This is a genomic window from Roseburia sp. AF12-17LB (genome assembly GCF_003479605.1).
Classification (GTDB): Bacteria; Bacillota; Clostridia; order Lachnospirales; family Lachnospiraceae; genus Roseburia_C; species Roseburia_C amylophila.
This window is the reverse complement of sequence record NZ_QUHR01000004.1, coordinates 101,750-127,863: the sequence shown is the minus strand read 5'-3', so window position 1 is coordinate 127,863 and position 26,114 is coordinate 101,750. Positions and strand designations below refer to the sequence as shown.

The 26,114-nt window shown below is 41.8% G+C and carries 25 protein-coding genes; 3 read left to right on the top strand and 22 right to left on the bottom strand.

The window, feature by feature from the left end; translation table 11 throughout:
* Positions 1–42: 42 nt before the first annotated feature.
* Positions 43–1,224, bottom strand: coding sequence for a cell wall hydrolase (locus DWV68_RS06770; RefSeq protein WP_118665342.1), 1,182 nt, complete (start codon positions 1,222–1,224; stop codon positions 43–45).
* A gap of 249 nt (positions 1,225–1,473) precedes the next feature.
* On the opposite strand from DWV68_RS06770, the gene DWV68_RS06765 reads away from it, so the two are divergent.
* Positions 1,474–3,285 (top strand): methyl-accepting chemotaxis protein, encoded by a 1,812-nt coding sequence (locus DWV68_RS06765; RefSeq protein WP_118057612.1) that lies wholly within the window; start codon positions 1,474–1,476, stop codon positions 3,283–3,285.
* A 243-nt stretch (positions 3,286–3,528) separates the two neighbouring features.
* On the opposite strand, the gene DWV68_RS06760 is transcribed toward DWV68_RS06765, so the two are convergent.
* The 3 genes from DWV68_RS06760 to DWV68_RS06750 all read right to left on the bottom strand — a co-directional run bounded on the left by DWV68_RS06760 (position 3,529) and on the right by DWV68_RS06750 (position 6,791).
* Positions 3,529–4,875: a glucose-6-phosphate isomerase gene (locus tag DWV68_RS06760; RefSeq protein ID WP_117947310.1), complete on the bottom strand. Its 1,347-nt coding sequence runs from the start codon at positions 4,873–4,875 to the stop codon at positions 3,529–3,531.
* 93 nt (positions 4,876–4,968) lie between these two features.
* A complete protein-coding gene (locus DWV68_RS06755; protein WP_022242883.1) occupies positions 4,969–5,268 on the bottom strand; it encodes a hypothetical protein in 300 nt (99 codons plus the stop codon).
* A 119-nt stretch (positions 5,269–5,387) separates the two neighbouring features.
* A complete protein-coding gene (locus tag DWV68_RS06750) occupies positions 5,388–6,791 on the bottom strand; it encodes a hypothetical protein (RefSeq protein WP_118057611.1) in 1,404 nt (467 codons plus the stop codon).
* Between the two features lie 150 nt (positions 6,792–6,941).
* Between DWV68_RS06750 and DWV68_RS06745 the strand changes: the two genes are divergently transcribed.
* Positions 6,942–8,024, top strand: a complete 1,083-nt coding sequence (locus DWV68_RS06745; protein ID WP_118057610.1) for an undecaprenyldiphospho-muramoylpentapeptide beta-N-acetylglucosaminyltransferase — start codon at positions 6,942–6,944, stop codon at positions 8,022–8,024.
* A gap of 57 nt (positions 8,025–8,081) precedes the next feature.
* Here the strand turns inward: DWV68_RS06745 and DWV68_RS06740 are convergent, their stop codons facing one another.
* The 15 genes from DWV68_RS06740 to DWV68_RS06680 all read right to left on the bottom strand — a co-directional run bounded on the left by DWV68_RS06740 (position 8,082) and on the right by DWV68_RS06680 (position 20,556).
* Positions 8,082–8,501, bottom strand: coding sequence for an HIT family protein (locus DWV68_RS06740; protein WP_118057609.1), 420 nt, complete (start codon positions 8,499–8,501; stop codon positions 8,082–8,084).
* A gap of 15 nt (positions 8,502–8,516) precedes the next feature.
* Entirely contained in the window at positions 8,517–9,509 is a 993-nt protein-coding gene (locus DWV68_RS06735) for an SCP2 sterol-binding domain-containing protein (RefSeq protein WP_117698112.1), read from the bottom strand.
* Positions 9,510–9,588: 79 nt separating this feature from the next.
* On the bottom strand, positions 9,589–10,689 hold the full coding sequence (locus DWV68_RS06730) for a rhomboid family intramembrane serine protease (protein WP_242988796.1): 1,101 nt from the start codon (positions 10,687–10,689) through the stop codon (positions 9,589–9,591).
* Positions 10,690–10,776: 87 nt separating this feature from the next.
* Positions 10,777–12,009 carry a DUF6382 domain-containing protein gene (locus tag DWV68_RS06725; RefSeq protein ID WP_118057608.1) on the bottom strand — a complete coding sequence of 411 codons (1,233 nt, stop codon included), beginning with the start codon at positions 12,007–12,009 and terminating at the stop codon, positions 10,777–10,779.
* A complete protein-coding gene (locus tag DWV68_RS14385) occupies positions 11,993–12,133 on the bottom strand; it encodes a hypothetical protein (protein WP_156454674.1) in 141 nt (46 codons plus the stop codon). Before DWV68_RS14385 ends, DWV68_RS06725 begins: the two co-directional genes overlap by 17 nt.
* Before the next feature lie 59 nt (positions 12,134–12,192).
* Entirely contained in the window at positions 12,193–12,609 is a 417-nt protein-coding gene (locus DWV68_RS06720; protein ID WP_118057607.1) for a prepilin peptidase, read from the bottom strand.
* Between the two features lie 105 nt (positions 12,610–12,714).
* Positions 12,715–13,461 carry a TadE family protein gene (locus DWV68_RS06715; protein WP_118057606.1) on the bottom strand — a complete coding sequence of 249 codons (747 nt, stop codon included), beginning with the start codon at positions 13,459–13,461 and terminating at the stop codon, positions 12,715–12,717.
* Between the two features lie 158 nt (positions 13,462–13,619).
* Positions 13,620–15,062 (bottom strand): DUF5702 domain-containing protein, encoded by a 1,443-nt coding sequence (locus DWV68_RS06710; protein WP_118057605.1) that lies wholly within the window; start codon positions 15,060–15,062, stop codon positions 13,620–13,622.
* A 36-nt stretch (positions 15,063–15,098) separates the two neighbouring features.
* Complete coding sequence (locus DWV68_RS06705; protein ID WP_022242873.1) at positions 15,099–15,323, bottom strand: Flp1 family type IVb pilin; 225 nt, start codon at positions 15,321–15,323, stop codon at positions 15,099–15,101.
* Positions 15,324–15,435: 112 nt separating this feature from the next.
* Positions 15,436–16,659, bottom strand: a complete 1,224-nt coding sequence (locus DWV68_RS06700) for a type II secretion system F family protein (protein WP_117841884.1) — start codon at positions 16,657–16,659, stop codon at positions 15,436–15,438.
* Entirely contained in the window at positions 16,653–17,168 is a 516-nt protein-coding gene (locus DWV68_RS14315) for a type II secretion system F family protein (protein WP_022242871.1), read from the bottom strand. Before DWV68_RS14315 ends, DWV68_RS06700 begins: the two co-directional genes overlap by 7 nt.
* Positions 17,169–17,376: 208 nt before the next feature.
* Entirely contained in the window at positions 17,377–18,603 is a 1,227-nt protein-coding gene (locus DWV68_RS06695) for a CpaF family protein (RefSeq protein ID WP_117841883.1), read from the bottom strand.
* 78 nt (positions 18,604–18,681) lie between these two features.
* Positions 18,682–19,683: a hypothetical protein gene (locus DWV68_RS06690; RefSeq protein WP_117841882.1), complete on the bottom strand. Its 1,002-nt coding sequence runs from the start codon at positions 19,681–19,683 to the stop codon at positions 18,682–18,684.
* Positions 19,683–20,228 carry an A24 family peptidase gene (locus DWV68_RS06685; RefSeq protein WP_158552112.1) on the bottom strand — a complete coding sequence of 182 codons (546 nt, stop codon included), beginning with the start codon at positions 20,226–20,228 and terminating at the stop codon, positions 19,683–19,685. Before DWV68_RS06685 ends, DWV68_RS06690 begins: the two co-directional genes overlap by 1 nt.
* A 55-nt stretch (positions 20,229–20,283) precedes the next feature.
* Positions 20,284–20,556, bottom strand: a complete 273-nt coding sequence (locus tag DWV68_RS06680) for a pro-sigmaK processing inhibitor BofA family protein (RefSeq protein ID WP_117698791.1) — start codon at positions 20,554–20,556, stop codon at positions 20,284–20,286.
* A 155-nt stretch (positions 20,557–20,711) separates the two neighbouring features.
* Between DWV68_RS06680 and DWV68_RS06675 the strand changes: the two genes are divergently transcribed.
* Complete coding sequence (locus tag DWV68_RS06675) at positions 20,712–20,966, top strand: YaaL family protein (RefSeq protein ID WP_227700759.1); 255 nt, start codon at positions 20,712–20,714, stop codon at positions 20,964–20,966.
* On the opposite strand, the gene DWV68_RS06670 is transcribed toward DWV68_RS06675, so the two are convergent.
* The 3 genes from DWV68_RS06670 to DWV68_RS06660 all read right to left on the bottom strand — a co-directional run bounded on the left by DWV68_RS06670 (position 20,930) and on the right by DWV68_RS06660 (position 25,993).
* Positions 20,930–21,406: a flagellar export chaperone FliS gene (locus DWV68_RS06670; RefSeq protein ID WP_118057604.1), complete on the bottom strand. Its 477-nt coding sequence runs from the start codon at positions 21,404–21,406 to the stop codon at positions 20,930–20,932. The two genes, DWV68_RS06675 and DWV68_RS06670, sit on opposite strands and share 37 nt — an antisense overlap.
* A 15-nt stretch (positions 21,407–21,421) precedes the next feature.
* Entirely contained in the window at positions 21,422–22,810 is a 1,389-nt protein-coding gene (locus DWV68_RS06665) for a flagellin N-terminal helical domain-containing protein (protein ID WP_118057603.1), read from the bottom strand.
* 81 nt (positions 22,811–22,891) lie between these two features.
* Positions 22,892–25,993, bottom strand: coding sequence for a DUF6240 domain-containing protein (locus DWV68_RS06660; RefSeq protein ID WP_118665340.1), 3,102 nt, complete (start codon positions 25,991–25,993; stop codon positions 22,892–22,894).
* Between the last annotated feature and the right edge of the window lie 121 nt (positions 25,994–26,114).

The following is a 26,114-nucleotide window of genomic DNA, read 5'->3' as shown; positions in this document are numbered from 1 at the left end:
GACACCCTGACTTTATACTCTCTTATATTTTCTTACATTTTCCTAGAAAAATACATGGTTTCCGATGACTACTCCTGCCTGACCGGAACTTGCACGGCGGAAGCTTAATGCCCCACCGGTATTATCTACACCGGATAATGCTTCCTGTGCTGCCTGTAAACAGCTTCCGCTGACACCGCTTGAAATAACAGATGCAACTTTTCCGTTTCCTGCTGGTGTAAACTGACCGCTCTGGTAAATTACATCATAAAGGCTGGATGGATATGCACCACTTCTCAGACGGTTCATAACAACTGCTCCGACTGCCAGCTGGCCTTCATAACACTCACTGCCTGCTTCGCACTGGATTAATGCAGCAAGAAGTGTTACTTCATCACAGTTTGCTGCTACAGATGCATTCTGTGTTACCATGGTTGTTGTAGTCTGTGCAGCTTTCTTTGCTGCCTCTTCTGCAGCCTTCTCTTCCAATGCAGCTCTTTCTTCTTCCATGGAAACTGCTGATGCTACATTTAAGGATACGGTTACATAATCTGCAGATACAAATGCAGTGGAATTCTTTAAGCTGACTGCAACCCATCCTTCCGGAGATTCTGTCTGTGTATCAACTACAAGCTTATCTCCTTCTGATGCTGCCTTGATAACAGATGCATCCGGATTTGCTTCACTGCGGACACGAAGACCACCGGTGGTTACGGTTGCTACGGTGTCACATACGGTCTGTGCATAAGCATATGCTTCCTGACCTGCCACACAATATTCGCTCTTTACATATCCGTCTACAGAACCGGATGTAATATGATACCAGCCATCTAATGTCTCTACGATATCAGCTGCTGCACCTTTATATAATTTTCCAATTACTTCAGACTCTCCATCTGCGGAGCTTCTTATATATAAGAAATCATCCACATTTGCCATAAGCTTACTGTTCCATGCCTGCTGCTCCTCACTAAGCTGAGGCTCCTCTTCCTGTGCTTCTGCAACAACCACTACATCTGCACGTTCAATGGATGCCTGCTCGGTTGCCGCGTCTCCCAATGATGCCAATTCTTCTATAATGCCGGCGGAGCCATCTGCCTGTACATCTGCCACAGCTTTTGTTTCCTGCTGCGGTTCTGGTACATTTTCTACTGGTGCTGTCTGCATAACTGCTGTGACTGCGGTTACAACGGTAAGCATCACTGCTATAATTGTGCTCTCAATCACTCTTTTTCTTAAATTCATTTTGACCTCCATAACATATATCCTGTTTATCTTTTTTAAGGATTATTAACAAGTATATGTCATTTTATTCATTTTTATTACATTTATTACAAATTTGTTACATCACGGATTATAACAAAGTAATTTTTATTTGTCAAGTTTCTGTACTTTTTATCCAATTCATGATATAATTTCCTAATAATAATTACGCAAAATCACAAGAAAAGATTTCGTCTTTTTCGTAATGGTTATCAAGGAGGATGTATTTTTATGAAGGAACGTAAGCAAAAAGATTCTGCTTTGAAGCAGAATCCAGTAAAGGCTCCAAAGCCTGTGAAAGCGCAGAAAGTGCCGAAAGCACCAAAGGCGCCAAAAGTGCCTAAGGAGAAGAAGGAGAAAAAGGCCGGACTTCACTCCATGCGTTTTAATGTTGTACAGTTAGTTCTGCTGAGTATTATCATCAGTGTTGCTTCTCTTCTGATTATGATTATACCGGTTGCGGATAATGCAATTTCCACTTTGGCAGAAAGTTATATGCGTGATGTCTGTGATACCTGCGGTTTAAATGTTGATGCTGCCCTGAACCGGAGCGGTAACGTTATTTTAAATCAGGCATATCTAGAAACTCTGATCGGTGATGTCTGCATCAATGATCTGGATTCCAGTTACGCCTATGTGGTTGGTTCAGATGGAACCATGATTTACCATCCGGATGAAAGTAAAATCGGACAACCTGTAGAAAATGCCGCAATTAAACAGGTGGTAGCTGATTTAGAAGCAGGTAAAGAACAGCAGAAGGGTCTGGTAATCTATGAATTCAAAGGTGCTGAAAAATATGCGGCTTACTATGTCACTTCCAATAAAGCAGCTATTTTGGTCATTACTGCTGACCGTGGAGATATTTTAAGTGCTAAGGATGCAATTTATGCCCGCGCCGGTGGTGCCGCAATTGTTATCTTTATTGTACTGGGAATCATTTCTTTCCTTATTGCAAGTAAAATGACCCGTCCGATTGTAGAGATTACCAATGTTATCAAACGTTTCTCTTCCCTGAACTTTGCAGAAAGCCCGACTACTATCCGCATCAGCAAACGTAAGGATGAAACCGGGCAGATGGCAAGAGCTATCGGAGATTTACGTGAGAAGTTAGTTACAATTGTTTCACAGATTAAGTCCCAGAGTGAACTGCTTTACAATGCATCTACTGAACTGGATACCAATGCATCCCACACAACATCAACCGTGGGAAATGTAGAAACCGCAGTAAATGAAATTGCTACCGGAGCAACCAATCAGGCTTCCGAAACCCAGAAAGCTACCGATGATATCGTTAATATGGGTAACATGATTGAACATACCAACAGTCAGGTTGAAAGTCTTACAAGCACTGCTAACCTGATGCGTGAATCCAGCGAGGAAGCTGCTGCCACCCTGAAAGAGCTGGACAACATCAACCAGCAGGCAATTGCTTCTATTGATGTTATTTATGAACAGACCAATATAACTAATATCTCTGCCCTGAAAATTAAAGAAGCTACAACTTTGATTTCTTCCATCGCAGAAGAAACAAACCTGCTTTCCTTAAATGCTTCTATCGAAGCAGCCCGTGCTGGTGAGGCAGGACGTGGATTTGCCGTTGTTGCATCGCAGATTCAGAAACTGGCTGACCAGTCCAATGAATCTGCAAACCAGATTGACCAGATTATCCATGCTTTAATTGAAGATTCTGAAAAAGCAGTTAAGACCATGGATGAGGTTAAAACTATTATGAACCTGCAGAGCGAAAACGTGCATAAGACCGGTCAGGTATTCGAACAGGTTCGTGATGGAATCAGTTCTTCTATCAGTGGCGTAGGCGAGATTGCTACCAAAACAACACAGCTTGATAAAGCCCGTGGAGATGTTGTGGATGTCGTACAGAATCTTACCGCAATTGCCCAGCAGAATGCAGCAAGTACCGAAGAAACTTCCGCTTCCGTTATGGAAGTCAGCAATGTTATGCAGGAAATCATGGAAAATGCAAATCGTCTGAAAGAGATTGCTTCCATCCTGGAAGAAAATATGAATTCATTTACTTTATAATATGCATAAGAATGTGCCTTGGCACATTCTCGCGCCTGCGGCGGTCGCTTGCGACATCTACCTTATACGCCGCAGTGCGCATCCTCGCAGAGCGTTTTTTGCTTTAATGGAAAGCAATTTTCTGTAAAGCAAAGAAAGAACTCCATCCGGCTGGATATCCAATCGGATGGAGTTCTTTTTTTGCTGTAATGCAAGGACTGATTCAAATTTAAATGATTCCATCTTACCCTGCTTCAGCAGTTTTTATAAACGTTTCATTAATGCTTCTCTTGCTTCTTCATAACCTGGTTTTCCAAGTAATGCGAACATGTTCTTCTTGTAGCTTTCTACACCTGGCTGATTAAATGGATTTACTCCAAGCAGGTATCCGCTGACACCACATGCAAACTCGAAGAAGTAGAATAATTCTCCTAAATAGAATTCGTTCTGCTCTGGAATCTTTACCATGAAGTTTGGAACCTGACCATCGGTATGTGCAAGAATGGTTCCGTTCATTGCGCTCTTATTTACAAAGTCCATATCTTTTCCAGCAAGATAATTTAATCCGTCTAAGTCAACCGGTTCTTCCTGAATTGTGATATTGTGCTTCGGAGTCTCAACGTTCATAACAGTCTCAAACATAATTCTGGAACCATCCTGAATGAACTGTCCCATAGAATGTAAGTCTGTTGTTAAATCTACAGATGCCGGGAAGATACCCTTCTGGTCTTTTCCTTCACTCTCTCCGAATAACTGTTTCCACCATTCAGATACATAATGAAGACTTGGCTCGTAGTTGCAAAGAATTTCTACTGCTTTGCCTTTTCTTAATAAAATGTTACGAACTGCTGCATACTGTAATGCATCATTCTCTGTGAAATCCTGCTCTAAAGCAAGTTTTCTTCCTTCTGCAGCTCCATCCATTAATTTCTGGATATCTGCACCACTTACTGCGATTGGAAGAAGTCCTACAGCGGTAAGTACGGAGAAACGTCCTCCGACATCATCCGGTACTACAAATGTCTCATATCCTTCTTCATCTGCAAGATGTTTTAATGCTCCCTTTGCTTTATCTGTGGTTGCATAAATTCTCTTTGCAGCTTCTTCTTTACCATATTTCTTCTCTAACTTTTCTTTGAAGATACGGAAAGCGATTGCAGGCTCAGTTGTTGTTCCTGATTTTGAAATAATATTTACGGAGAAATCACGGTCTCCTACTACATCAAGCAGTCCCTGTAAGTAGCTTCCGCTGATGCTGTTTCCTGCATAATAAATCTCAGGAGTCTTACGAACTTCCTTAGAAACATTATTATAAAATCCATGTCTTAAGAATTCGATTGCGGCTCTTGCACCAAGGTAAGAACCACCGATTCCGATTACTACTAACACTTCAGAATCAGACTGAATCTTAGCTGCTGCTTTCTGAATTCTTGCGAACTCTTCCTTATCATAATCTACCGGAAGATCCAGCCAGCCCAAGAAATCATTTCCGGCTCCGGTTTTATCCAATAACTCTTTTTTTGCATTGTCTACAAGTTTGCTCATATAGCCAACTTCTTCTTCACTGATGAAGGAAGCTGCCTTTGAGTAATCAAATGTTACTTTACTCATTTCAAATTCACTCCTTTGTTTTTTCTATACACAATTCCCTAATTATGAATAAAATTTCATTAGAGTTTATTTTATCAAACCTATATGCATTTATCAAGGAAAAATTTCCTTCAAAACAGCATTAAATACCGCTTCTTCCTGCTGTTTTCTCTTCTTTTCAATAGAATCCCGCATCAGTTCTTCCTGTCTCGATACCAATGGTTCTTCTTTTCCACTGTCTTCAGTTAATATGACATTCAGATAATCTTCTACTTTTCCCTGTATCATTTGTAATCTGCGGTCTGTCCGGTTCACTTTAACCAGAACCTGCAGAATTATTATCATTTGTAAGAGCATTCCTGCCAGAATTATGTAATTTGCATATTCATACACCAAATTCATGAAAGCTCCCATTCTTATAACCTCTTTTCCTTTTTCTTTCTATTATAAAAAGGAACATTCCATTTGAAAAGAGGACAACGCCGTGTTTTCGCCGCATCTTTTTCCATTTTTCCCTTTGTTTCTGCGGTCTTCTACAAAAGCTGCTGATATTCTTCCCCATCCAACATATAGCCGGAAAGGCAGTAGCCATATTCTTCATTTACGCTGATAATCCGGTTATAGGACCCAGCCAGCAGAATATCTTTTAGTATCTTCGTATCCATTCGCTCATTGATATTTCCAACCCAATAACGGATACCTTCTCCTTCAAATTTCCACGGAAATTCCGGATTCCATTTTGACACATCGTCATTGCCGGGAATCGATACAATCCGTACCGTCTTTCCATAGCCCCGATAACGTTTTAAAATCTCTTCCATATTTTTGTGCATATCAATATTTCCCAAAAACAGTACGCCCATTCGAAGGGTTCTGCTCTCCCTGGTAAACTGGTTCCGGAGCATTCCATAATCATTTCGCTGGATACATTTTAACATGCATACCGTTCTGCCGGCATCCAGATACGGAGAACAATGATTTTCTCTGCCAAAAGACTGTTCATACATGGCACCATTGATTTTACTTCCGCTTTCTTTTACCTGACCCGGACCTGCATACATAATAACTGCTGCAAATGCTTCCAAACCGTAAGTCTTCTTATATGCCTCTAATAACCGTTGCATTCCCGCCTGATACTGTGTATTTTCCGGATGACGAAGTGCCCTGTCATAGCCTTCTTTCGTATAATATCTTCTGGTAAACTGATATAGTTCCATTACATTCATTCCATATGCAGAAAAATAAAATACCCACTTATTTTTAATGATGCATCCGGCCTTGACCACCGGAATGTATTCCCGTTCCATAATCTTTATCGTTTCTAAATCCTCTGCATCTGCCAGTTCGAAATAATTTCCTTTTCTGGCATTCTGCACTGCGTCCAGGGAACAGGGCGGACAATTTCCATATAATAAATAGACATTTTCCACCCCCATATTCTTTAATGCATGGTAAGGATGCCGGATGAGGCAGGAAAATTCTAATAGTTTTTCCGGTGACATTTCCGGCCCCAATATCCATTGTTCCGGTAATGCCTTCTCTTCCATATCCTGTTCCTCCGATATCCACTGCTCCACCAGCATCCGGTGAATCGGTGCTACATAAGGCATAATCACCGTCTGAATCGTCGTATTTTGCAATAGTGCATACAATATGCCAAGACAGTTCCTCGTATATTCTCCTACTACCACAAGATCTATCGGTGCACCGGCCAGTCTTCTGATGGTTCTTTTGTCCAAGATACCGATGCCTGTTATATCATTTGTTCTACTGCTGTCTTTACTGCTTACACCGTCGTTTATGTTACTGTTCGTAGGATTTCCGGATAAGTATACATAATTCACACTGCAGTCATTCTCCTCGTTATAGATACTGCCTGCCTGAATCATTCCATTTTCCACATTTTCAAATAAGTACCGATAATACAATGCTTTCATTTTCACATACCCCCCGCTTTATTTTCTGGTATTTTTACGATTGTATAAGGTTTTAAATAGAGTTGACTTTTTTTACCAAGAGTATAATATATTATTCAGCAAATCATTTTACATTATAAGTAATCTGATATTAAAGAAAGGATTCTTTTCATGAAAAAAATCGTTTTAACAGGCGGTGGTACCGCCGGTCATGTAACTCCAAACATTGCTCTTTTTCCTGCTTTAAAAGAGGCTGGTTATGAAATCTCTTATATCGGTTCCTATGCCGGCATGGAAAAACAGTTAATTGAAGAACAGAACATTCCTTATTATGGAATTTCCTCAGGAAAACTCCGTCGTTATAAGGATCTCCGTAATCTCACAGATCCGTTCCGTGTGATCAAAGGCTACGCACAGTCTGTATCTCTTTTAAGAAAAATCAAACCGGATGTTGTCTTTTCAAAAGGTGGATTCGTTTCCGTTCCTGTCGTTCTCGCAGCGAAACGCCTCCGGATTCCTGCTATTATTCATGAATCTGATATGACACCTGGTCTTGCTAATAAAATTGCAATTCCGGCAGCCTGCAAGGTCTGCTGTAATTTCCCGGAAACTGTAGAATATCTTCCAAAGGATAAGGCAGTTCTTACCGGTTCTCCAATCCGCCAGGAACTTTTAAGCGGCGACAAAGAACAGGCTGCCAGACTTTGTGGTTTTACCATGGATAAACCGGTTATCTTAGTAGTCGGTGGAAGCAGCGGTTCCAAATTTATTAATGATGCGGTACGTGGTCTCTTAGATGACCTGCTTGCCAACTATCAGATTATCCATCTCTGTGGGAAAGGAAATATAGATAAATTATATAACAACCGTTCCGGCTATGTCCAGTTTGAATATGCTGGGAAAGAACTTCGGGATATGTTTGCTTTAAGTTCTCTTGTCATTTCCCGTGCCGGTGCAAATGCAATCTGTGAATTGCTTGCTCTTCACAAGCCAAATATTCTGATTCCGCTGTCTGCTGCTGCAAGCCGTGGTGACCAGATTTTAAATGCCCGCTCTTTTGAAAAACAAGGGTATAGCTATGTGATTGAAGAAGAGAATCTGACCAAAGAAACCTTAGATGCTGCCATTAAGAAAGTCATGACAGAAAAGGAGACTTATATTTCTAATATGAAGTCCAGCCAGCAGTTAGATTCTATTCATACCATTCTTAAGCTCATTGAAGAAGCCAGTGAGAAAAAGAAGAAGAAAGCATAAAGTCAAAAGGTGTAAAGTCCTGATTTTATATAAGACTTTACACCTTTATTTTTCTTACTATTTTACTTTTATCTTATCCAAGATTTCTTTCATTTCATCATCAGAAAGCTCTAATGGAGTATATTTTAAAATATCATCATTCTTGTCTCCCTTGTATCTTGGAATCAGATGCATATGGAAATGAAATACTGTCTGTCCTGCAGTCTCTTCATTGTTCTGAAGTAAATTAAATCCATCACAGTTTAATTTTTCTTTCATATGAACTGCCATTTTCTTAGCAAGCTTCATTGCTTTTGCTGCTACTTCCTCATCCATTTCATAAAGATTTGCAAAATGGTCTTTGGGAATAATTAAGGAATGTCCCCTTGTTGCAGGACTGGCATCCATAATGACACGGAATGTATCATCCTCATATACGGTATTTGTCGGGATATCGCCTGCTGCCAGTTTACAAAAAATACAATTATCGTCTTTCATGGTTACTCCTTCTTTCTATTCAAAAATAAAAATCTGATCTAAGGTACGCAGTGTCTTAAAGTTTCCTTTTGCAGTCATCTCACCGGTCATAAATGCTCTCTGAAAAGTCATTCTGCCCGCCAAGATATTATTCATGACTTCTCCGGTAAGTTTCGCATATACATCTACATTTTCCTGTTGTCCATAATAGCAGTTTAACTCCTCTCCTGCTACTTCCACTACCAATGGTTTCTTTTTCTCTTCAATCATAAAGAGATAGTTCGCCGTGAAATCCCCCTGTGGCACAAAATGGCTTTCTAATTCTGTAATATATTCTGTCTGCGTGTCATTCTGCTGTACACTTAATTTATCCTTAAACATGGATGCTAATTCTTCAATATCTTCTTTCTGTTTCTTTACGTAAGAATCATCTGCCACATACTGTGATAACTGCTCACTCTCCTGTGGTGTTAAATCCATCTGCTGTGTCCGCAGGATGGTTCTGGTTACCGCCTGATTAGAAGTCGGCAGACTCTTCTGTTTCTGAGAAATTGTACGATAAAGATTTTCTGCTTTTTTCTCAATAATCAGGGAATAGTCATGATTCATTTCAAAGCTTACCAGATCATCTACATAGCCACACATTCCACTGCACGGCAGACCGCCTAAAATTTCCCATGCATTGGACAATGTCAGTTCCCCTTCACGTTCTCCATACGTGGTTGACATAACGATTGGCTGCATATAGGTTGTCTTAATCTTTTCCTTGTCTCCGTAAAGCCAGCAGGAATCCAAAAACTGCTGCATATAACCACCGATTCCAAGCCACTCTACTGTCGTTGCCAGAATGATTCCATCTGCATCCTTTAAGGTCTGCGGCAACGTAGAGATGCTATTCTTGTGCTCGTATATATTATATCGTTCCACACTGACACGAAGCTCTTTTAAAACTTCTTCCATTTTCCCGATTACATATAAAGTAGGATCATCCAGAAGTCCTCTACCACCGTAATATATATTTACTTTCATTTCTGCCTCCGTATCTTAAGTTTTTCATCTTACTTCATTCAATCATATATCAACAGTATATAAATTTTCCGGAATAAAATCAATCCTTTCTGCGATATAGAAGCAGTGACAGAAAAAATCCGCTAATCAGTCCGCCTACATGACACCAGTTGTCCACTCCGGTACTGGTAAATCCATAATATAGGCTCAATGCAATCATAATTACAATTCCTCTGATATTCAGTTCCTCTACCCTTCCTCTGTTGGCAATTATTACCCAGAGTAAAGCTCCAAATACACCAAAAATGGCACCTGAGGCACCTGCTGACACCGTCAGGGTTCCTTTGCCCTGTGTTACCAGAAGTGAAAGCAGATTACCGCACAATCCTGCGCCAAAATAAATGATAAGATAGCGCCACTTTCCTATCAGACGTTCCAGTCTGTCTCCAGTCCAGAATAATACAATCATATTATTTGCAAGATGTGCCAGTCCAAAATGTAAAAACATGGCCGTAAACAGTCTCCACCATTCTCCCTGTCCAAATACATCCGGCAGAAATACTGCTCCATGTTGTTCCATAAAAGCTGCAGATTCCGTATCGCCAAGTACGCTCAATAACAGAAATACTATGATATTTATCAAAACAATGCCGGCGTTACACCAGGACGGATACTGTTTTATCCTCTGCCACAAAGTAAGACCTCGCTTCTCTTCTGTTCTACGGTAATTATCCGTCTGTGCATACCCCTGTGAAGCATAACCTCTTTGCCTCCCACCACCGGATATCTGTTCCTGTAATGCATCTCTTAATCCATAGAAATCTCCCGGCTGGTTTTCAAAAATCATAAGCTGCCCTGTCTGCCCATTAATAAGCCAGACATTCCGACAGCTGCCACCGAGCATACGTGCCTGTCCTATATCATCTGCAACCAGTAACGTCAGTAACTCCACCTGATAGATTGCCATATTCTGTTCACAGCCCGGAATCCTTCCTTCCGGATGAAGAAACAGCTCCTGCAGTTTTTTCTGAATTGCCTGCAATTTTTCTGTTTCCAGTACAAATCCCGGATGCATAAAGATTCCAGCAACCACCTGTGCCCTTCCTTCTGTAAATCTATAGTATACCCCAACCTCTTCCGGCGACACTTTGATAAAGGAATATCCCCGCTCTTTTAAACATGCATCTATTTTCTGAATCAATATAACTTATCCTTCTTCTAGTCTTTTATGAATCTGACAATAACACTTTCAAAAGGCACTGTCAACGAAGGAAATATAACCTTTTTCTTAAAGAAATGTAAACCTCTCACGTCCCAGCTGAATCACATCATTCATGCATAACTGCTCCTTCTCCCGATATGCCAGCATTTTCCCATTGAGCCATGTTCCGTTCATGGAATTTAAATCTTCCACATAATAATTCTCTTTTTCTCTGGTAATGCGGGCATGCATGCGGCTGACTCCCTGTATACATACATTTCCGTCCGCCTGCTCACTGCTACCTATGATAAAAGGGAAATACTCCATCCGGATATTCGAAATATCCTCTTTTCCATCATAACGCAGAACTCCTTCCGGAGCCCGCTCCGTTCCAAGATAAACGGTCGGATTTTCCTCCTGCATTTCTTTGTAATCCATAGGTGTACACACGATTGGTTCCTCCTCCTTCTCATGATTTATCTTTCCTGTTAAGAATGCCGGAATCCGGCTGATTGCAGCAATGCATTCCTGCAATTTTTCTTCCATTGCCATATTCCAGCCACGGCTTTGAGCATCCTTCTTATAATATTCATCATCCTTTTCAATTGTATCTATCTCATATTTTTTCCAATACCCCTTCTTTTTCTTTGCAGTTGGCTTTTCCTCCACAGCTGCATCTTTCTTTTCCTGCTCCCATGGCATAATGCCCTTCTGCAATGCCTCTACCTTTTTAGATGAAACAGATTTCTGCCGGACCGGTACATAATCCTCTACATCCTGCTGCCGGTACTGATATAATATCCTTAGGATTTCACCCAAAGAAAATCCTTCTTCTGTTGATTTCTGATATGCCTCATAAGATGCAAGAACCATCTGTTCATCTTCATGATTAATCTTTGCCAGAAGATATTCCATCAGCTTTCGGAATCCTTCTGTAACAGGTTCCTGTCTGCCGGGGCAATAGGTGAAATAGAACTTCTTGGTTCCATTCTCAAGATAAATACTCTCCGGGTCTAATAGAATTCCCTCTTCCTCCAAAAGATATGGCCGGATTTCCTGACAGATTCCCAATAAAGTTTCTAACATTTTTGCAAACATATCTATGGCAAAATCACTGCTCTCCAAAACATGATCCAAAGAACGTTTTCCGGTAATTTCATATCGAAACTGTGTCTCCCCTTCTGAAACTACCGGTTCAAACTGCAATAAATTATGAATATGATTCTGTCGGCACATATGAATCTGATATCCGGAATATGCGGGATCTGATGTAATAAACATATAACTCTGATTCAGATTTCTCTTATAACATATCTCCAATATAAATTTCCTCCATACATTCTATTTTGTTCTTGCTGCTTTCTTCCGCCGCCAGCTTTACCCTGTCATGCAGTTCGTAGCTGACTACAATCAGGGTACAGAATAGTGCCAATATCATTGGCACTATAACTGCCGCCTCTATGGTATAAGAAGCCGGCAGATAACATTTCTTTTTCCATTGTCTTATAAAATCAACAGAATGAGATATGCCGCCAGCAGAAACGGAATAAAAGGAATGGTGTCTTTTCGTCTTTTTCTGTGCATGAACAGCAATACCAGTGCATACAAAGAGGACAGGAAAAGTCCTGTCAGAAGTAGACGCATGGTATTGATTCCTCCAATGTAAATTCCCGCTACACAAAGTACCAGTCCATCGCCAATTCCAATAATTCCACCAGACACCAATGACAGAATAATAACTGCTGCCCCGACGGCAATCCCTCCTAACATGCTGTATAATGACTGGTTTCTCTGCCAGAGATGCAGCAAAATCCCACCAATGCCAAAACACAATACTCTTATGCTTTGTATTTCTTTTTTTCGGATATCTTCGATGGAACATATCCCCAACATTCCAAGTACAGAACATATCGTCATCATCCCCTTATCTCCTTGTTATTCGTTATTTTCTATCTGCTACTTACTGCTTATAACCTGCTATCTGCCGTTTCTTTCTTCTCATATTTTTCTGATACATTTATTTCCTCAGGAAGCTTTTCTCTTTTCACATTTTCCACAGGGCGAATGATTTCCCGCTTCTTCCAGCAAAATACGGTATACGGTACGCTTTAACCCACTGCAGGAAAGACTATTGTGCACTGCCTCTCCATATTCTGTTACAAATACTGTTTTGGTATCTTTCTTTCCTATGCGGCATTTCTCGCAATCTTTATATTTCGCTCCGGAATCATTCCGTAATCCGGATACCGTCTCTTCCGGCACCGCCAGAATGCTCAAATCCAAATAGGTACAGTCCGAAAACCAGTGATAGGATTTCCCTGTCTCTGTAATATAGACATAAGTTCCATCTTCATTTCCACTGCCTGTATAACCAATCCATTTATGCACTTTTGCCCGCTGATCCATGTCATAAGAAAATAGTCCCAATAACTGCAATGGATTTTCAATCCGATAAGATACACATAAATCAATATCATTTCCCATTAATTCAGAACGCCAAAAAGAGAACCCCTTTTCTTCCCCTTCCACATAAATTACCGGTGCTTTCAGTTCTTCTAATTTTCTTTGAAACAGGATTTTTGCTTCTGCAATTGGCACAACGGAATCCAGCCCGCTTTCATGTGTCATATGTGCATGAATGGCACTTTTTCTGGCGGCATATTGCAAGGCATATTCCACATCCAGCTGTAATTCCAATACCCGGAAAAGAAAGATTACCGATAGTATACAGATTACAAACAGTGGCAATGCGATAGCTGCTTCTATTGTCATAGACGCCGTCGTGGAGGCACATAAAGGTGTCTCTTTTCTGTTTGTAGAATTGCTATACAATAGATTTGTATTATCTGGGTTAGAGAGAGTTTTTTTATATTGATTTTTTATTTGAATTCTGAGAAGAGACACCTTTATGCACCCCCTTTCTTCTTTTGTTAATAAACATAGGAAAATGAATTTTTTTCCTGAAAATGATAATCTCCTTTGAAGCTTTCGCCACTTCCAAACCACCCGAAGAACAATGGTTTTGACAGATAACTGCACTGTATTTCCATACTACCAATCATGCAGTCCATCCGAAAATTCTCCCGGTCCGGCAGCCGCCTGATATTCTGCTCCATCAGATTCATTGCCCGATAGGTAAGCTTCTCCTGTCCGGTAAGATATAATAAAATTCTTAAATAATCCCCATAACTTAAACCACTTTCACTGGTCTTACTTTCCTCTTCTTTTGCAAAGGATTCCGACAATGCTCCAACGTCTAATGTCCACTCGGCATTTCCTTTTAAAAAAGGAACCTTGCCACCCTTTAAAAGCGTTTTTACATCTTTTATGCTTTCTGAAAATGCCCATGCCACAAGAATTCCTTCTTCTACCACCTTGACTACCGCCGGATTAGCTGTCCAGCCCGCAGTTACAAGTGCTATGGTATTCGCCAATGCCGTTTTCTCGGCATCCCCTTTCAAATAAATATAGTTTGCCACCTCACGAATCGCCAGCATGCGTTCTGCAACGCCAGCAAGGTTTGCCACATCAGAATCTTTCCCTGCAATGAGATATTCCATCTCATATTGCAACACTTCCGACTCACTCTGATTTCGGTAATCACTAAACTGCTTCAATAAATATTCCCGGAAGAAAAGTCCCGTTGTCATATCCTCCTGCTGTGCCTCTCCATTTCCTGTAAAACAGGTTCTCTTTGCAATATCATCGGATAAATCAATGGTCTGTGTCGATACCGCTGATACATCTTCTACCACCAGTGACAGGATACTTTTATTCTTGAGTTCTTTTACATAATCCAGTGGATTCTCATTCTTCTGATTTGCGCTATTCCGTTTTGTGTTTCTTTCCAGCCCACTCTGTGTATCGGTCTCCTGAATAGCAGCTTCGAACTTCTTCTCGATGTCTTTATTGTCTTCTGTCAGTTCCTTTGCTTCTGTTGCCTTTTCATATAATTTTTCAATGGCCGCAATTCCCATGGTACGCTTTACATAATCTGCTGCCTGCCTTCGAAATTCAGCTCCCGCATCATCGGTTGCCATCGTATAATTCGTAATATAGCAGTTCTCTAACTGCATCTCATAAAGATTGGTATATGACATTTTTAAGAATCCCGGCTTCGCCTTAAGGTTCTCTTCTCCAAGTTCCTGCAATGACTGTTCCAGACTACTAAGTTCCGGCTCTCCTTTCCTGCCTGCCTCCAGGAAATAGAAATGATACTGCTCAAAAAGCGCGGTATCATACTCTGCCATTTTGGATTCCAGCAAAAGTTCCGTTTCCATTTTGCTCTGCGCCTCTAATCCATAGAGGCGTGCAGATTCCAGCAGAGTAAATACCAGACTTAAAATCATCGTCAATGCAAGGCTTAAGAACAATGTAATACTCCCTTTTTCCCTTGTTCTTTCCATTTTCTACAAAGAACCGGTCCGCTGGGTAATTGTCGAAAAGATACTGTTTAAAAGAACCGTCAGTTTTGATTTAAAAATAACAATCAGTCCAATCAGAACCACCAGAATCAGAACCACTTCCACAACACCTACCCCATCTTCCTCTTTTAAAAACCGGGTCAGACTTCCTTTTATTCTTTTTACAACGTTCATTGGATTTGTCCGTTTTACATTTACTACACCTTTCATGTTCCTTCCTCCTTTATTTACCTATTGTTTTAGTTACATATTGTTTTAGTTACCTGTTATCTGCTTACAGCCGAAACCTGCCACTGACAGCTTCTTACGGCTGCCTGGTAACTTATATGTGCATGGTCATACATGCAGGCACAACAAGAATGACCATAATCACCACCATCATCATTAGCATAGGAAACAATAATTTTGTTCCTGCTTCCTCTCCCAGTCGCTGCGCCATAGTCTTTCGCTGGGAAAATGCATCCTCTGATTCTTTTGCAAGAATTCTGCCGATTCCTACAGTTCCCTTCTTGAGATTCTGTGTCAGAATAGATGCAAACCTGCGATAGGATGCCAGTCCGCATCGTTCTCCAAACCGCTCATATGCCAGGCTTTCCCCCATTCCATCCTCTAATTCTCTTCTGGTAAGCAGCATTTCCTCGTAACCGGCACGTTTTGGCAGTCTTTGTTCCTTCCGTTTACTCTCATATGTATCTGTCAGCTTCTTCCACGCCTGACGCAATGACATACCGGCTTCTAATAATAATCCCAATCGACTAACCATTTCCGGATAATCTTTTACCAATTCCTCTTCCCAACGTTTTTTTGCATCCTGCTGTTCCTTTTTCCCACTCCATAGAATCACTACTGCTGCAAATATCCCCAGGAAGAGAAAAATAACCAACGGCTTCTCGGTTTCTTCTTCCCAGCGAAGTGCTACACCATCCATATTCTGTGGCAGCTCCACTTCTTTTTCTTCTGCATTTTGATTATAAAGATATTGTTCTATCTTTTTTCCCAGATTGGTTTCATTCTGGTTTTCTGAAGGATAAAGACAGATGGGAAAGGAATACTCTGCCTGATTTTTTCCATTCGACAAAATTGCGGTAGCATTCACCACCTGCCCCGGCAAAAGATTTTCTTCCTCTATATTTCCCTGTAAATCAATCCAGATATCCGGTTCTAACTTCCATTCCACAGAAATGAGACCATTTTTAACACGTTCGCATAAAACCACCTGTCCACTGACATGGTCTGCCTGCTGCCCGTTTCGAAATACTTCTTCTGCTTCTTTTTCTGCCTCCGGCAATATCTCTTTCCATTCCGCTGCTGTTAAAGTACGTTCCTGCAGATTTAATACAATCTGCCCTTTTTCCCCACTATCTTCTTCTATATAATTTAAAGATTCCTGATAGTCTCCTTCCCCCGGTTCATTTCTTATTAAACAGTTCTCCTTAAAATGAGATTCCTGCTTTTGCATCCACTCCGCTGCAATTCCCAGTAAAACTGCTGCCAAAAGTACCAGAATTGCCAGCTTTTTCTTTTGCTTCTTCATTTTCTTTAACATATACTTTCTCCAATACGTCTTACGATTTTCTCTGACCAAAGATATGCCAGTCCATAGAGAATAAGACACCCTGTCATAATCAGCACCCCCGCCACATTCCCATACAATGCTTCCAAAAAGCTTCCCGATGTCACATTGACAAATGCCAGTATAAATAAGGGAATTACATTCATTACCTTCTGTTCCATCTTCCTTGCTGTCAATGCTGTCTCTATGGTTTCCTGCAATTCCATCCGGTCTGCCATCTGCCGAACTGTATTTCCCATAATTGCAGTAAAATCCCCGCCGCTCCGCTTGGCATAAGAAAAAATTCCCGCAAACTGCTCTACATCCTCTATCCGGCTCCGCTCTGCAAAATCCTCTAACAGCTGCTCCAATGGCACATTACAGTCCATCTGGTGTATCATCTGGCGCATTTCCACCGCCATATCACTTTCCATGCCATACTGCTGTATCACATCTTTTTTTGCTTCCCGCCACGCATTTTCAATGGAATATCCTGCCCGCATTGCTCCTGCTGCCGATAGCAGTGCATCCTTAAACTGAAGCTTTAAATCATTCTGGCGCTGTATCTTAGCAGAATTCCTTTTGTTTCGAAGAAATACTGGACATAAACCAAATCCTGCAAGAATTGCCAGAGTGGACTGATAAAACAGCCAGCCTATCAGAATATCCAGCAGCAGAAATTCTCCAACATATAATAAAAACTGTCTTTTCTTAAAATGATATTGACGATAATCCGGCAGCCTGTAATTTTTCCTGATAGAGAAGTTCTCCTTTCTTCTCCCAGATTCCGCCGATGCTTCCCTGTTCTTTTTTCTCCCGGAACCGGAAGAGCTCGTGTAAACATACCTTGCCATTTTCTACCCCCTTCACTTCCACAACCTGCAGCAATTTTCTGCTGCCATCCCTGATTCTGCCAAGTTGTATGATAATATCAATGGCCGATGCTATCTGACTCTGGATTGCTGCCAGCGGCATATCCATTCCCATCAGCACCATCGTCTCAAGGCGGCTTACCATATCCATTGCCGAATTGGCATGTCCGGTACTCAGGCTGCCGGAGTGTCCGGTATTCATTGCCTGCAGGACATCCAGTGCTTCTGCCCCACGGCATTCCCCGACGATAATCCGGTTTGGGCGCATACGAAGTGCACTTTTTATCAAATCCCGGATGGTAATCTCCTCTGCTCCCGGAAGCTTGATATCCCGGCTCTCCAGACGCACCAGATTGGGTAGCCCAAGCAGCTGCAGCTCCGCTGAGTCCTCAATGGTAACCACACGTTCTTCCTTTGGAATAAATTCCGACAAAGCATTTAGAAATGTAGTCTTACCGCTTCCTGTTCCTCCTGATACAAAAATGTTATAGCCGGCACACACCAGATGCTTTAAAAAATCTGCCACTTCCCTTGAAATAGAACCCCATTCTATCAGTGTCTGCATCCGGACAGGCTCTTTGGGAAAACGGCGGATGGACAACGCTGTTCCATCTATGGCAATAGGTTTTAAGACAATATTTACCCGGGAGCCATCCGGCAGTCTGGTATCTACAATAGGATGTAATTCATTTACCATACGGTTACTGCCTCCTGCAATCTGCTGTATGACATCCTGAAGCTTTTCTTCTGATGTAAAGTGTTTATCCCACTGATAAAGCCTCCCTGCCTTTTCATAAAAGATTCCTTTGGTCCCATTTACCATAATTTCTGTAATGTCAGCATCCTCAATAAGCTCCTGCAAAATATCCAGCCTCCGCAGGGAATGAAAGATTTCCCGAATCAGATTCTGCCGCATGGAAATACTCATAGGCATTCTATGGCTGTCTTCTTCCAAAGTCTTTTGCACCAGTTCTAAGATTTCTTCATCTTCCATGGTTCTTGAAATGTCCATCCGTTCCATTACCTGATGCTTCAAGCGTTCCTTTAAATTCTCCTTTGTCTCCATCTGAATGCCTTTCCCCCATACATCTTCTTACGCATTTACTTATGTACTTTCTTATCCATTTCCTTATCTACTTCTTTCCTAAGGCATTTCTTTTTCATTGTCTTCTTCTCTTTCTATTTCCTGTGCTATCCACTCTTTGAAATAGCCTGCTGCTGCAACCGGATTACCGGAATTTTCATATCTTTCACCTGTCTGCAATCGTTCCGGAATCTTTATAATCTGAATCTTTCCTTTTACTTCCTGTGACATAAGCTGTTGCTCTACCGTATCCATTCCATATTCCTGCTTTAAAAATGCATACACCCTGTCACACTCTTCGATAATTCTTCCCGTATCAGCAAGCTCCGGCTGTATCTCTAATATCACATAATCAAAGGACAATTCCTGCCAGATAATTTCTAAAAGTCTGTGATAATCCTGTGCTTTTACTTCACCCAATAAAACTGCCTGTTCTACCGGAACCATAATGCCAAGTTCGCCCACAGTAGTAATTCCGCTCATCACGCTGGCACCCCCATTGGTACTTCCAAGCCGGAGAGATAGCAAAACATCGGATAAATTATGGCTTTCTTCCATTTCCGGCAGCTTCATGCCGCAATATCCTCTGGTATTAATGTATAAAACCTTTCCCTTCTCTGCCAAAACCTGTGCTACAGCCAGTCCTGCCAATAAAGACAGCCCGTCATACCAGGGTGACAGCAGTCCTATGGTACGACCCTTCCTGCTTCCCCGCAGACAGATTTCCGTTGGACGCTCCGCCAGTAATGCATACATTTCCTGCAGGATGACATTGGCAGACTGGTACTTATAAATATGCGGCAATGCTGCCTCTCTTGCTCCCAGCCGTTCTTCTGCCAGACATACCATTTCTTTCTTTAAAGGAAGGGTTTCTGCTTCTTTCAACAGCCCTGAATTAATCAGCCAGATATCTCTTTTTTCTTCATTTAAATCTGCCTCCACACTGTTCCAGTCTGTATATACTTCTGCCTTTGCCACATTTCCTGTCTCCAGAAGATATTCTGCCAGTTTATTTCCATAGGCACTGTCCGCATCGCAGATTGCAATTGATATCTGATTCATTACACCACCCCCAATGTCAGTAAATAGCCGCCCAGTACCGCCGGTGCCAGATGCATGCAGGAATCATCCATACCGGACTGCTCCCGATAAGGCACCCACTGTTTTCTCACCAGACTGCTCTGCATATAAGTTCTAAAATACAATATACGCTGTATTAATGTTCCCTGCCTTATCAGCCGGAACAATCCGTATACTGCTGCCAAACATAAGGAAAAAATAATTGTGTGAAGCACAATAGAATAATCTGTCATGCAGGAGAGTGCCATAAAAAGCTTAATGTCTCCGGCTCCCATTGCATGCATCAAGAATAATAAATAGAATAGAATCACGGGAATTAACATCATTACTGTTACCAGTATAATTCCCTTTTCTCCTTCTCCCCGGATATGTGCTGCATATCCTGTCATCACCCCCATGCCCGTCAGCCAGTTCGGTATTTTTGACTTCCATAAGTCAAAGCAAACTGCCAGTCCAAGCATAATTATCACCAGTATTGTTATAATTCCTTCCCCCTTCGCTGTAATCGCATTATACGATGTCCCCATGACCTTGTACATGTCGAATTGGGAAAGTTTTTTCTTTCGTCACATTTCACAAATATTACATCAGACGATATGCCATAATTCCATAAAGCAGGGTAAATCCTCCTGCTCCCAGCAGTCCCACCGTTGTAAGGCTCCATGGATTCAGTCCCACCATAACGTCTATGCCATTCTTCGAAAGCAGCTGGTTGCAAAAGACAATTGCCACCGCTCCTGCTGCCATCCGGACAACAAAATTTAAGACAAGGTCTGCCCTCTGTTTTAAGATTCCGATAAACAAAACCAGCAGACAAATGCCTATAATCACCATAATTCCTGTTTCTTTACTCATTACACTGCTTAAAATCCTTTTCAAGTATCCATTTCCTTACCATTAACATATTTTTCTGCAAAAAAAAATATTCCTTTTTTTTGTATAGATTGGATTTTTCTGATTATACTTAGTAAAAAGAGGATTTATTTTCCATAAAGAAAGTGGGGATCGTATTGTTTGGAATTGTAAAAAACACACCTGCGCCGGATGCCGGCTACCGCTTACTTTTAGATGATTTAAACCGGACAAAGAATGACTTAGACTTCGCATATGCGAATTTTCAGAATGTTGTAGAACCGGATCTGATTGATGCCTATATTTATGAAGTAAATGCCATGCAGCTGAAATATAAATTTCTGCTGCGCCGCTTAAAACAAAAAACAGAGGATTCTTATGCGAAGAATCCTCTGGAAGTATCTGACTCCTGAAAATTTTCATTTAATTGTTCTTTTCCATACGTCATACCCGCATATACCTGCTGGGTATTGTGCATTAAGGGTTCTGAGGTATCCTGCTTTGCGACCTCGCAGAAGGCCTGATACAAACCGCTCAGAACTCTTTTTGCATGGGCGATGCCGTCACCGCTCTGCTGATACATACTACACATCAGCTCTCTTCTGCAATAGGAATAAAGCGGATAAAGCTGTGGGGAAAGTTCATATTGAAAATTCAATGCCGCCTGAAGTTCTCCAATCACTGCATCAGCTTTCCGGACGGCTTCTTTGTATACATCAAAATCTTTTTCCTTCAGATTTTTTTCTGCTTCATCAAGATAAGAAAAGCAGATATCATATAAAACCACTACCAGTTCACTGCGGTTACTCTGGGTAATCCTTCTGGTAAAGTCCTGCTTCGTTCTACTATCCATGACAGTCTCCTTTGATTACTGAAGTAACTGTAATACCTGCTGTGGAATATCATTTGCCTGAGACAATACGGAAATTGCTGCCTGGGACAATACATTCTGCTGTGTATAATTGGTCATTTCCTCTGCCATATCTACATCTGAAATACGGGAAAGTGCAGATGTCATATCCTCGCTGGTCTCATCAAGACTTCCTACAGTAGAATCCAGACGGTTCTCACAGGCTCCGATGGCAGAACGTACAGAAGATACTCTTGCCAGTGCATTATCTAATGCAACGATTGCCCGGTCTGCTCCGGTTACGGTTGTTACATCCAAATCATCCAGATATAAGGTCTCGGTATCAATCTCCGGAATATCTACTTTAATGGTCTGGTTTTCATTGGCTCCTACCTGAAGATCCATGGTTCCAATATCGGTCACTTCTAATTTAACAGTGCTTCCCGCGGCAAGTCCGCTCTTGGTAAGAAAAGACATTTCAAATCCATCACGGTCTGTAATAGTTACTTTATTGCCATCGACTGCGGCAGTTGCAGTGGTTGAAAATCCGCTTCCTGCAGCATGAATATCTACCTCAGCATTGGTTCCGTAAGATACTGCCGGTGTCATGGAATTAAATCCAAGCTGTGCTGCCAACGCAGCATCGCTGATTGTGATTTCTACTTTGCCTGTCTCTCCATATGCAGTGGATTCAAAGGAAAGCTTACCGCCATCTGCTTTTACGGTAGTCTCGCCTAACTCACCGGCTGTTCTGATTTTCTCAAAGACCTGCTCATAGGTATCGGTTGCTTCTATTTCTACGGATGAACTGTTAATTTTCATTTTACCGGACGCTCCGATTGTTGCTGTCATATCATTAAATGCAACGGTATCTGCATCCTTCTTTGCAGTCTCAGCTGCCTGATTGATGGTTACGGTATAATCTGCTGCGGTTACATTACTGGATACTGCCATTCTTGTAGCGTTGGTTCCATATACTCTTCGCTGGATGCTGCCATCCAGTAAGGATTTGGTATTGAACTCGGTATCCTTGCTGACACGGTTAATTTCTTTCTTTAATTCTTCTACTTCCTGCTGAATTGCTTTCTTATCATCCGGTGTATTGGAATCACTGGCTGCCTGTACAGAAAGCTCACGCATTCTCTGTATCAGGGAAGTCACTTCATTTAAGGCTCCATCGGTTGTCTGTAATACGGAAATACCATCAGACGCATTCTGGGATGCCTGGTCAAGTCCTTCAATCTGTAAATTTAATTTATTGGAAATTGCCATACCTGCCGGATTATCTTTGGAATGATTAATCTTTAATCCGGAGGACAGACGCTCCATTGCCTCGGTTACTTTATTTTCTGTACGCAATAACTGTTTATTTGTAATTACCGCTGACATGTTATGGTTTACTTTCATTTATCTTAATTCCTTTCTTCCATTCATGCCCGCATCCTTGCGGTCTATCGACGTTCCATGTCTTATGTATTGTATATCGGACTACCTTTCTAAGGACTTAACCGCTTTTAGGAAACTTTCTGCCATTCCATAAAGTGTCTTTGTCTGAATTTCCGTATCTGAAGAATTCTTTTCTTCCGTCTTGTCTGTATTTTCAGAAGAAACTTCTGTGCTGTGATGGATTCCATCCTTCTTTATTTCTCCGGTCATATAGCTGATGCTGACTTCCTGTCCCGGCTCCTGTGCAAAAAGATTTTCCCACTCTTTCGCATGGCTTTCAAATAATGCAGTGGTCTCTTTGGATTCTGCTGCAATATAACCGGAAATCTTTTCCTTGCCGGCACGAAGCTGTGCTGCCACTCTTCCTAAGCGGTCTGTCTCAAAGACGATGTCTACTAGACCTTTCTTTTCTTCGCCACGGACAATCTTAAGAGACACATTGCAGGTCTCGCCCTGTACCAGCACCGGAACTGCATATTCTTCTTTTTTTGCCGCCGCACTTCCCAAAGCAATCTGGGTATGCATCATTTTCAGTTCCTGCAAATCAAGGCTTGTAAGATTATCCTCCGACATCATCATGGTCTTCATGACATTCTCAGCGGTATCTGCCAGCTTCCGCTGAGCCTCTGCCATTTCCTTCGGTGTCTTAACTGCCTCTGCAAAATCAGAAAATATTTTTTCTTTGATATTTTCCAGTTCCTCTGACAGATTTTCGCTCCGGTCTGCCATCTTAAACAGACGGTTAAATACCTGATTCCGGTTATTCATATAATCTGCCGCTGCAAGCACCCGGTTGACGGTTGCCGGCATATCAAGCTGTTCTAACCACTCATAGACTTCCTGTGGTGCCGCTGCTGCCTGGGACAGCTCCTGTACCTGTTCCTTCCGGTAAGCTGCCTCTGTTTCTTCTTTCTGCTCCACTTCTTTCATGGCATCTGCCAGCTCTTCCGGTGTCATGGAAAGCCATTTTTCATCCTTCATAAACGGTGCCACCTTCTCCGGTGCCAGTCCGTCTTTCACATCGGAAAGCTTATTCTTCTGGTACACTCCCTCAATCTGTTCCGTAATGGAAATGCCGGCTCCTTCTTTGGTCTGTACGCCTCCAAAATCATCATCTACCTGATAATCCATGGCACCATGCTTTGCGGAACGAACCTGAGTCAGAAGTCCACGCAATGTAATATCTCCGCCCTGCTGCAGCAAGGCTCCGATTGCTGCGCCGTCTGTCTTTTCTACCTGACGGATCAGCCGGTATACACCAATATAAGCACTTCGTTCTTCTTCGCTGATTTCCTTATTCTGCTCTAATTTATAAAGGTATTTACTGAATTTTTCCTCTTCGGTAATGCCCTGTTCTTCCTGAATCTGCTCAGATACGGTATTTATCTCTTCAAAGCTCATATCCAGTGGATTCATGCCTTCTTGTATCATGGTACGGACAACTGCCGGTTTTAAATGGTCAAATGCCCGCTGCACTTCTTCATCCGCAGCTTTCATTTCCGCAATATTTTCCGGTGTCAGCTCCATCTGGTTATAAGCTAAGATTCTGACGGCACGCTGATTTCCATAGCTTGTTTCCAGGTCTAAATCCTTTAAAATATCATCCACATTGCGGAATGCCTTGGAAATGGAATCTCCCATGTCCTGACGAGGTGCGGTCATCATAGTCTCATATCGTTCTCCTGCCTTTTCAAAGGTATCCTTTAAGGCAGCTCCATCTTCATAGAGACTCTGCAATGTTGTTTCATCTACCGGATGGATTCCAAGAGCATATGCCGGCATCGCTTTTAATGCTTCAGATGTGTCCATGACATTCCGGAACAATGCCACATCCGCTTCCTTTGGTACAATGCCATCCCCGGAAAGGAGTCTGCTGTAATATTCATTTTCCTGTGTTTTCAGTTCTTCCACCAGCTGGGACAATTCCATGGTATCAATGGAAATTCCTTTTTTCAGTAAAGAAAGGTTCGCTTCACTGGTCATTTTCAGTCTGGTTTCCTCTAACTGTCTTCTTGCAGTCAGAAGGTCTAAGCCGCTTTTCGTATAAGCTGTTTTATCCGCTGCCGCTGAAACTTTTGTGTCCTTGTTCTTTATCTCATCCGCAGCTTTTTTCAGATTCTCAATAGTAAACGGTTCTCCGGAATTTACCACATAGGCAAGTTCCTCATCCGTTACATTGGTAATGACGTCCAATGCATCCTGTGCCTGATCCTTGAAATCATTTCCGGAAAGTACGACATCCTGCGGACGGATTCCATCGGAAATTGCCTCTGCCGATACCGTTATGATTTCTTCTTCGCCAAGTGGAAGCTGTAACTGCTGTAAAGTGGATAACTTTTCCAAATTCTCTGCAGTCAGTGGAATACCATTTTCAATGAGCCATCTGCCATCTGCCATATTCTGCTCATTGACATCCATGCCGCTTTCGGATATTACGGCTTCTATCTGCTGCTTTAACGCATCATAATCAAGGTCTGTCATCTGCTGGATTCCGGCATAGGTTGCACTTCCGGAAAATTCTGCTTTGTACAAATTGGCAGTGGTAACCGGCAGTTCATTATCCAGTATATATTTCATGCTTCCTTCATCCGGTGTATGAAGTTCTTCCATCATATTGGCAGTCTCTGTAATATCTTTTACATTATTCTCTGTCACCGGGATATTTACGGTATTCAGGGCTGATTCTATATGCTGTGCCATTGCAGTGCTTCCTGCCATCGCTTCAATCTGGGCATCACTGAGTCCGTCCCCGAAATAGCTGATGTCTTCTCCTGACTTTGCCAGACGCATCTTCATCTTATCGGTCTCGGTTACTACCGTTGGAATCTCCGTATCCGTCAGGGAAAATCCATCTTCTTCCATTGCTTTTACATCTTTTCCCGTAGTATGGTCTGATGCAAAAAGCATCTCATTTTTCATCTGGGTTGCGTCCAGATTGGATGCCTGCTCCTTAATCTTCTCTAAGGCATTTCCCTCTTTTTCCGGCTTGCCATAAGTCGGCTGCTCTAACAGACGATCTGCCTTTCTGTCTTTTTCTATTCTTACAATGGATGCGTCCTTCTTCGCAGCTGCCACATTGTCCTGTCTGGCGTTTCCTGTCACCACTACATTGGCATCCATTTTCTGATTCTGTTCTATCCGCATGAAATTCCTCCATTTTCACGGTCTGTCCATATGTCTTACTAATTTATTATGTCGGATGATTCCGCGGAAAACTTAAGGATTATCCGGAAATGCCCTTGGCAAAAATGAAAAGAACTCCGGT

What these genes read in the sequence shown, in the direction of transcription:
- DWV68_RS06700 (WP_117841884.1), bottom strand. Translation starts at nt 16,659, where the DNA reads ATGTTAAAGAAAATGAAGAAGCAAAAGAAAAAGCTGGCAATTCTGGTA.
- DWV68_RS06740 (WP_118057609.1), bottom strand. Translation starts at nt 8,501, where the DNA reads ATGAAAGACGATAATTGTATTTTTTGTAAACTGGCAGCAGGCGATATC.
- DWV68_RS14315 (WP_022242871.1), bottom strand. Translation starts at nt 17,168, where the DNA reads ATGCGGGCAGGATATTCCATTGAAAATGCGTGGCGGGAAGCAAAAAAA.
- DWV68_RS06670 (WP_118057604.1), bottom strand. Translation starts at nt 21,406, where the DNA reads ATGGATAGTAGAACGAAGCAGGACTTTACCAGAAGGATTACCCAGAGT.
- DWV68_RS06685 (WP_158552112.1), bottom strand. Translation starts at nt 20,228, where the DNA reads ATGGGGACATCGTATAATGCGATTACAGCGAAGGGGGAAGGAATTATA.
- DWV68_RS06735 (WP_117698112.1), bottom strand. Translation starts at nt 9,509, where the DNA reads ATGAAAGTAAATATATATTACGGTGGTAGAGGACTTCTGGATGATCCT.
- DWV68_RS06745 (WP_118057610.1), top strand. Translation starts at nt 6,942, where the DNA reads ATGAAAAAAATCGTTTTAACAGGCGGTGGTACCGCCGGTCATGTAACT.
- DWV68_RS06765 (WP_118057612.1), top strand. Translation starts at nt 1,474, where the DNA reads ATGAAGGAACGTAAGCAAAAAGATTCTGCTTTGAAGCAGAATCCAGTA.
- DWV68_RS06695 (WP_117841883.1), bottom strand. Translation starts at nt 18,603, where the DNA reads ATGGAGACAAAGGAGAATTTAAAGGAACGCTTGAAGCATCAGGTAATG.
- DWV68_RS06760 (WP_117947310.1), bottom strand. Translation starts at nt 4,875, where the DNA reads ATGAGTAAAGTAACATTTGATTACTCAAAGGCAGCTTCCTTCATCAGT.
- DWV68_RS06715 (WP_118057606.1), bottom strand. Translation starts at nt 13,461, where the DNA reads ATGACAATAGAAGCAGCTATCGCATTGCCACTGTTTGTAATCTGTATA.
- DWV68_RS06690 (WP_117841882.1), bottom strand. Translation starts at nt 19,683, where the DNA reads ATGAATCAGATATCAATTGCAATCTGCGATGCGGACAGTGCCTATGGA.
- DWV68_RS06720 (WP_118057607.1), bottom strand. Translation starts at nt 12,609, where the DNA reads ATGATGACGATATGTTCTGTACTTGGAATGTTGGGGATATGTTCCATC.
- DWV68_RS06680 (WP_117698791.1), bottom strand. Translation starts at nt 20,556, where the DNA reads ATGAGTAAAGAAACAGGAATTATGGTGATTATAGGCATTTGTCTGCTG.
- DWV68_RS06665 (WP_118057603.1), bottom strand. Translation starts at nt 22,810, where the DNA reads ATGAAAGTAAACCATAACATGTCAGCGGTAATTACAAATAAACAGTTA.
- DWV68_RS06705 (WP_022242873.1), bottom strand. Translation starts at nt 15,323, where the DNA reads ATGAAAGGTGTAGTAAATGTAAAACGGACAAATCCAATGAACGTTGTA.
- DWV68_RS06660 (WP_118665340.1), bottom strand. Translation starts at nt 25,993, where the DNA reads ATGCGGATAGAACAGAATCAGAAAATGGATGCCAATGTAGTGGTGACA.
- DWV68_RS06755 (WP_022242883.1), bottom strand. Translation starts at nt 5,268, where the DNA reads ATGGGAGCTTTCATGAATTTGGTGTATGAATATGCAAATTACATAATT.
- DWV68_RS06750 (WP_118057611.1), bottom strand. Translation starts at nt 6,791, where the DNA reads ATGAAAGCATTGTATTATCGGTACTTATTTGAAAATGTGGAAAATGGA.
- DWV68_RS06770 (WP_118665342.1), bottom strand. Translation starts at nt 1,224, where the DNA reads ATGAATTTAAGAAAAAGAGTGATTGAGAGCACAATTATAGCAGTGATG.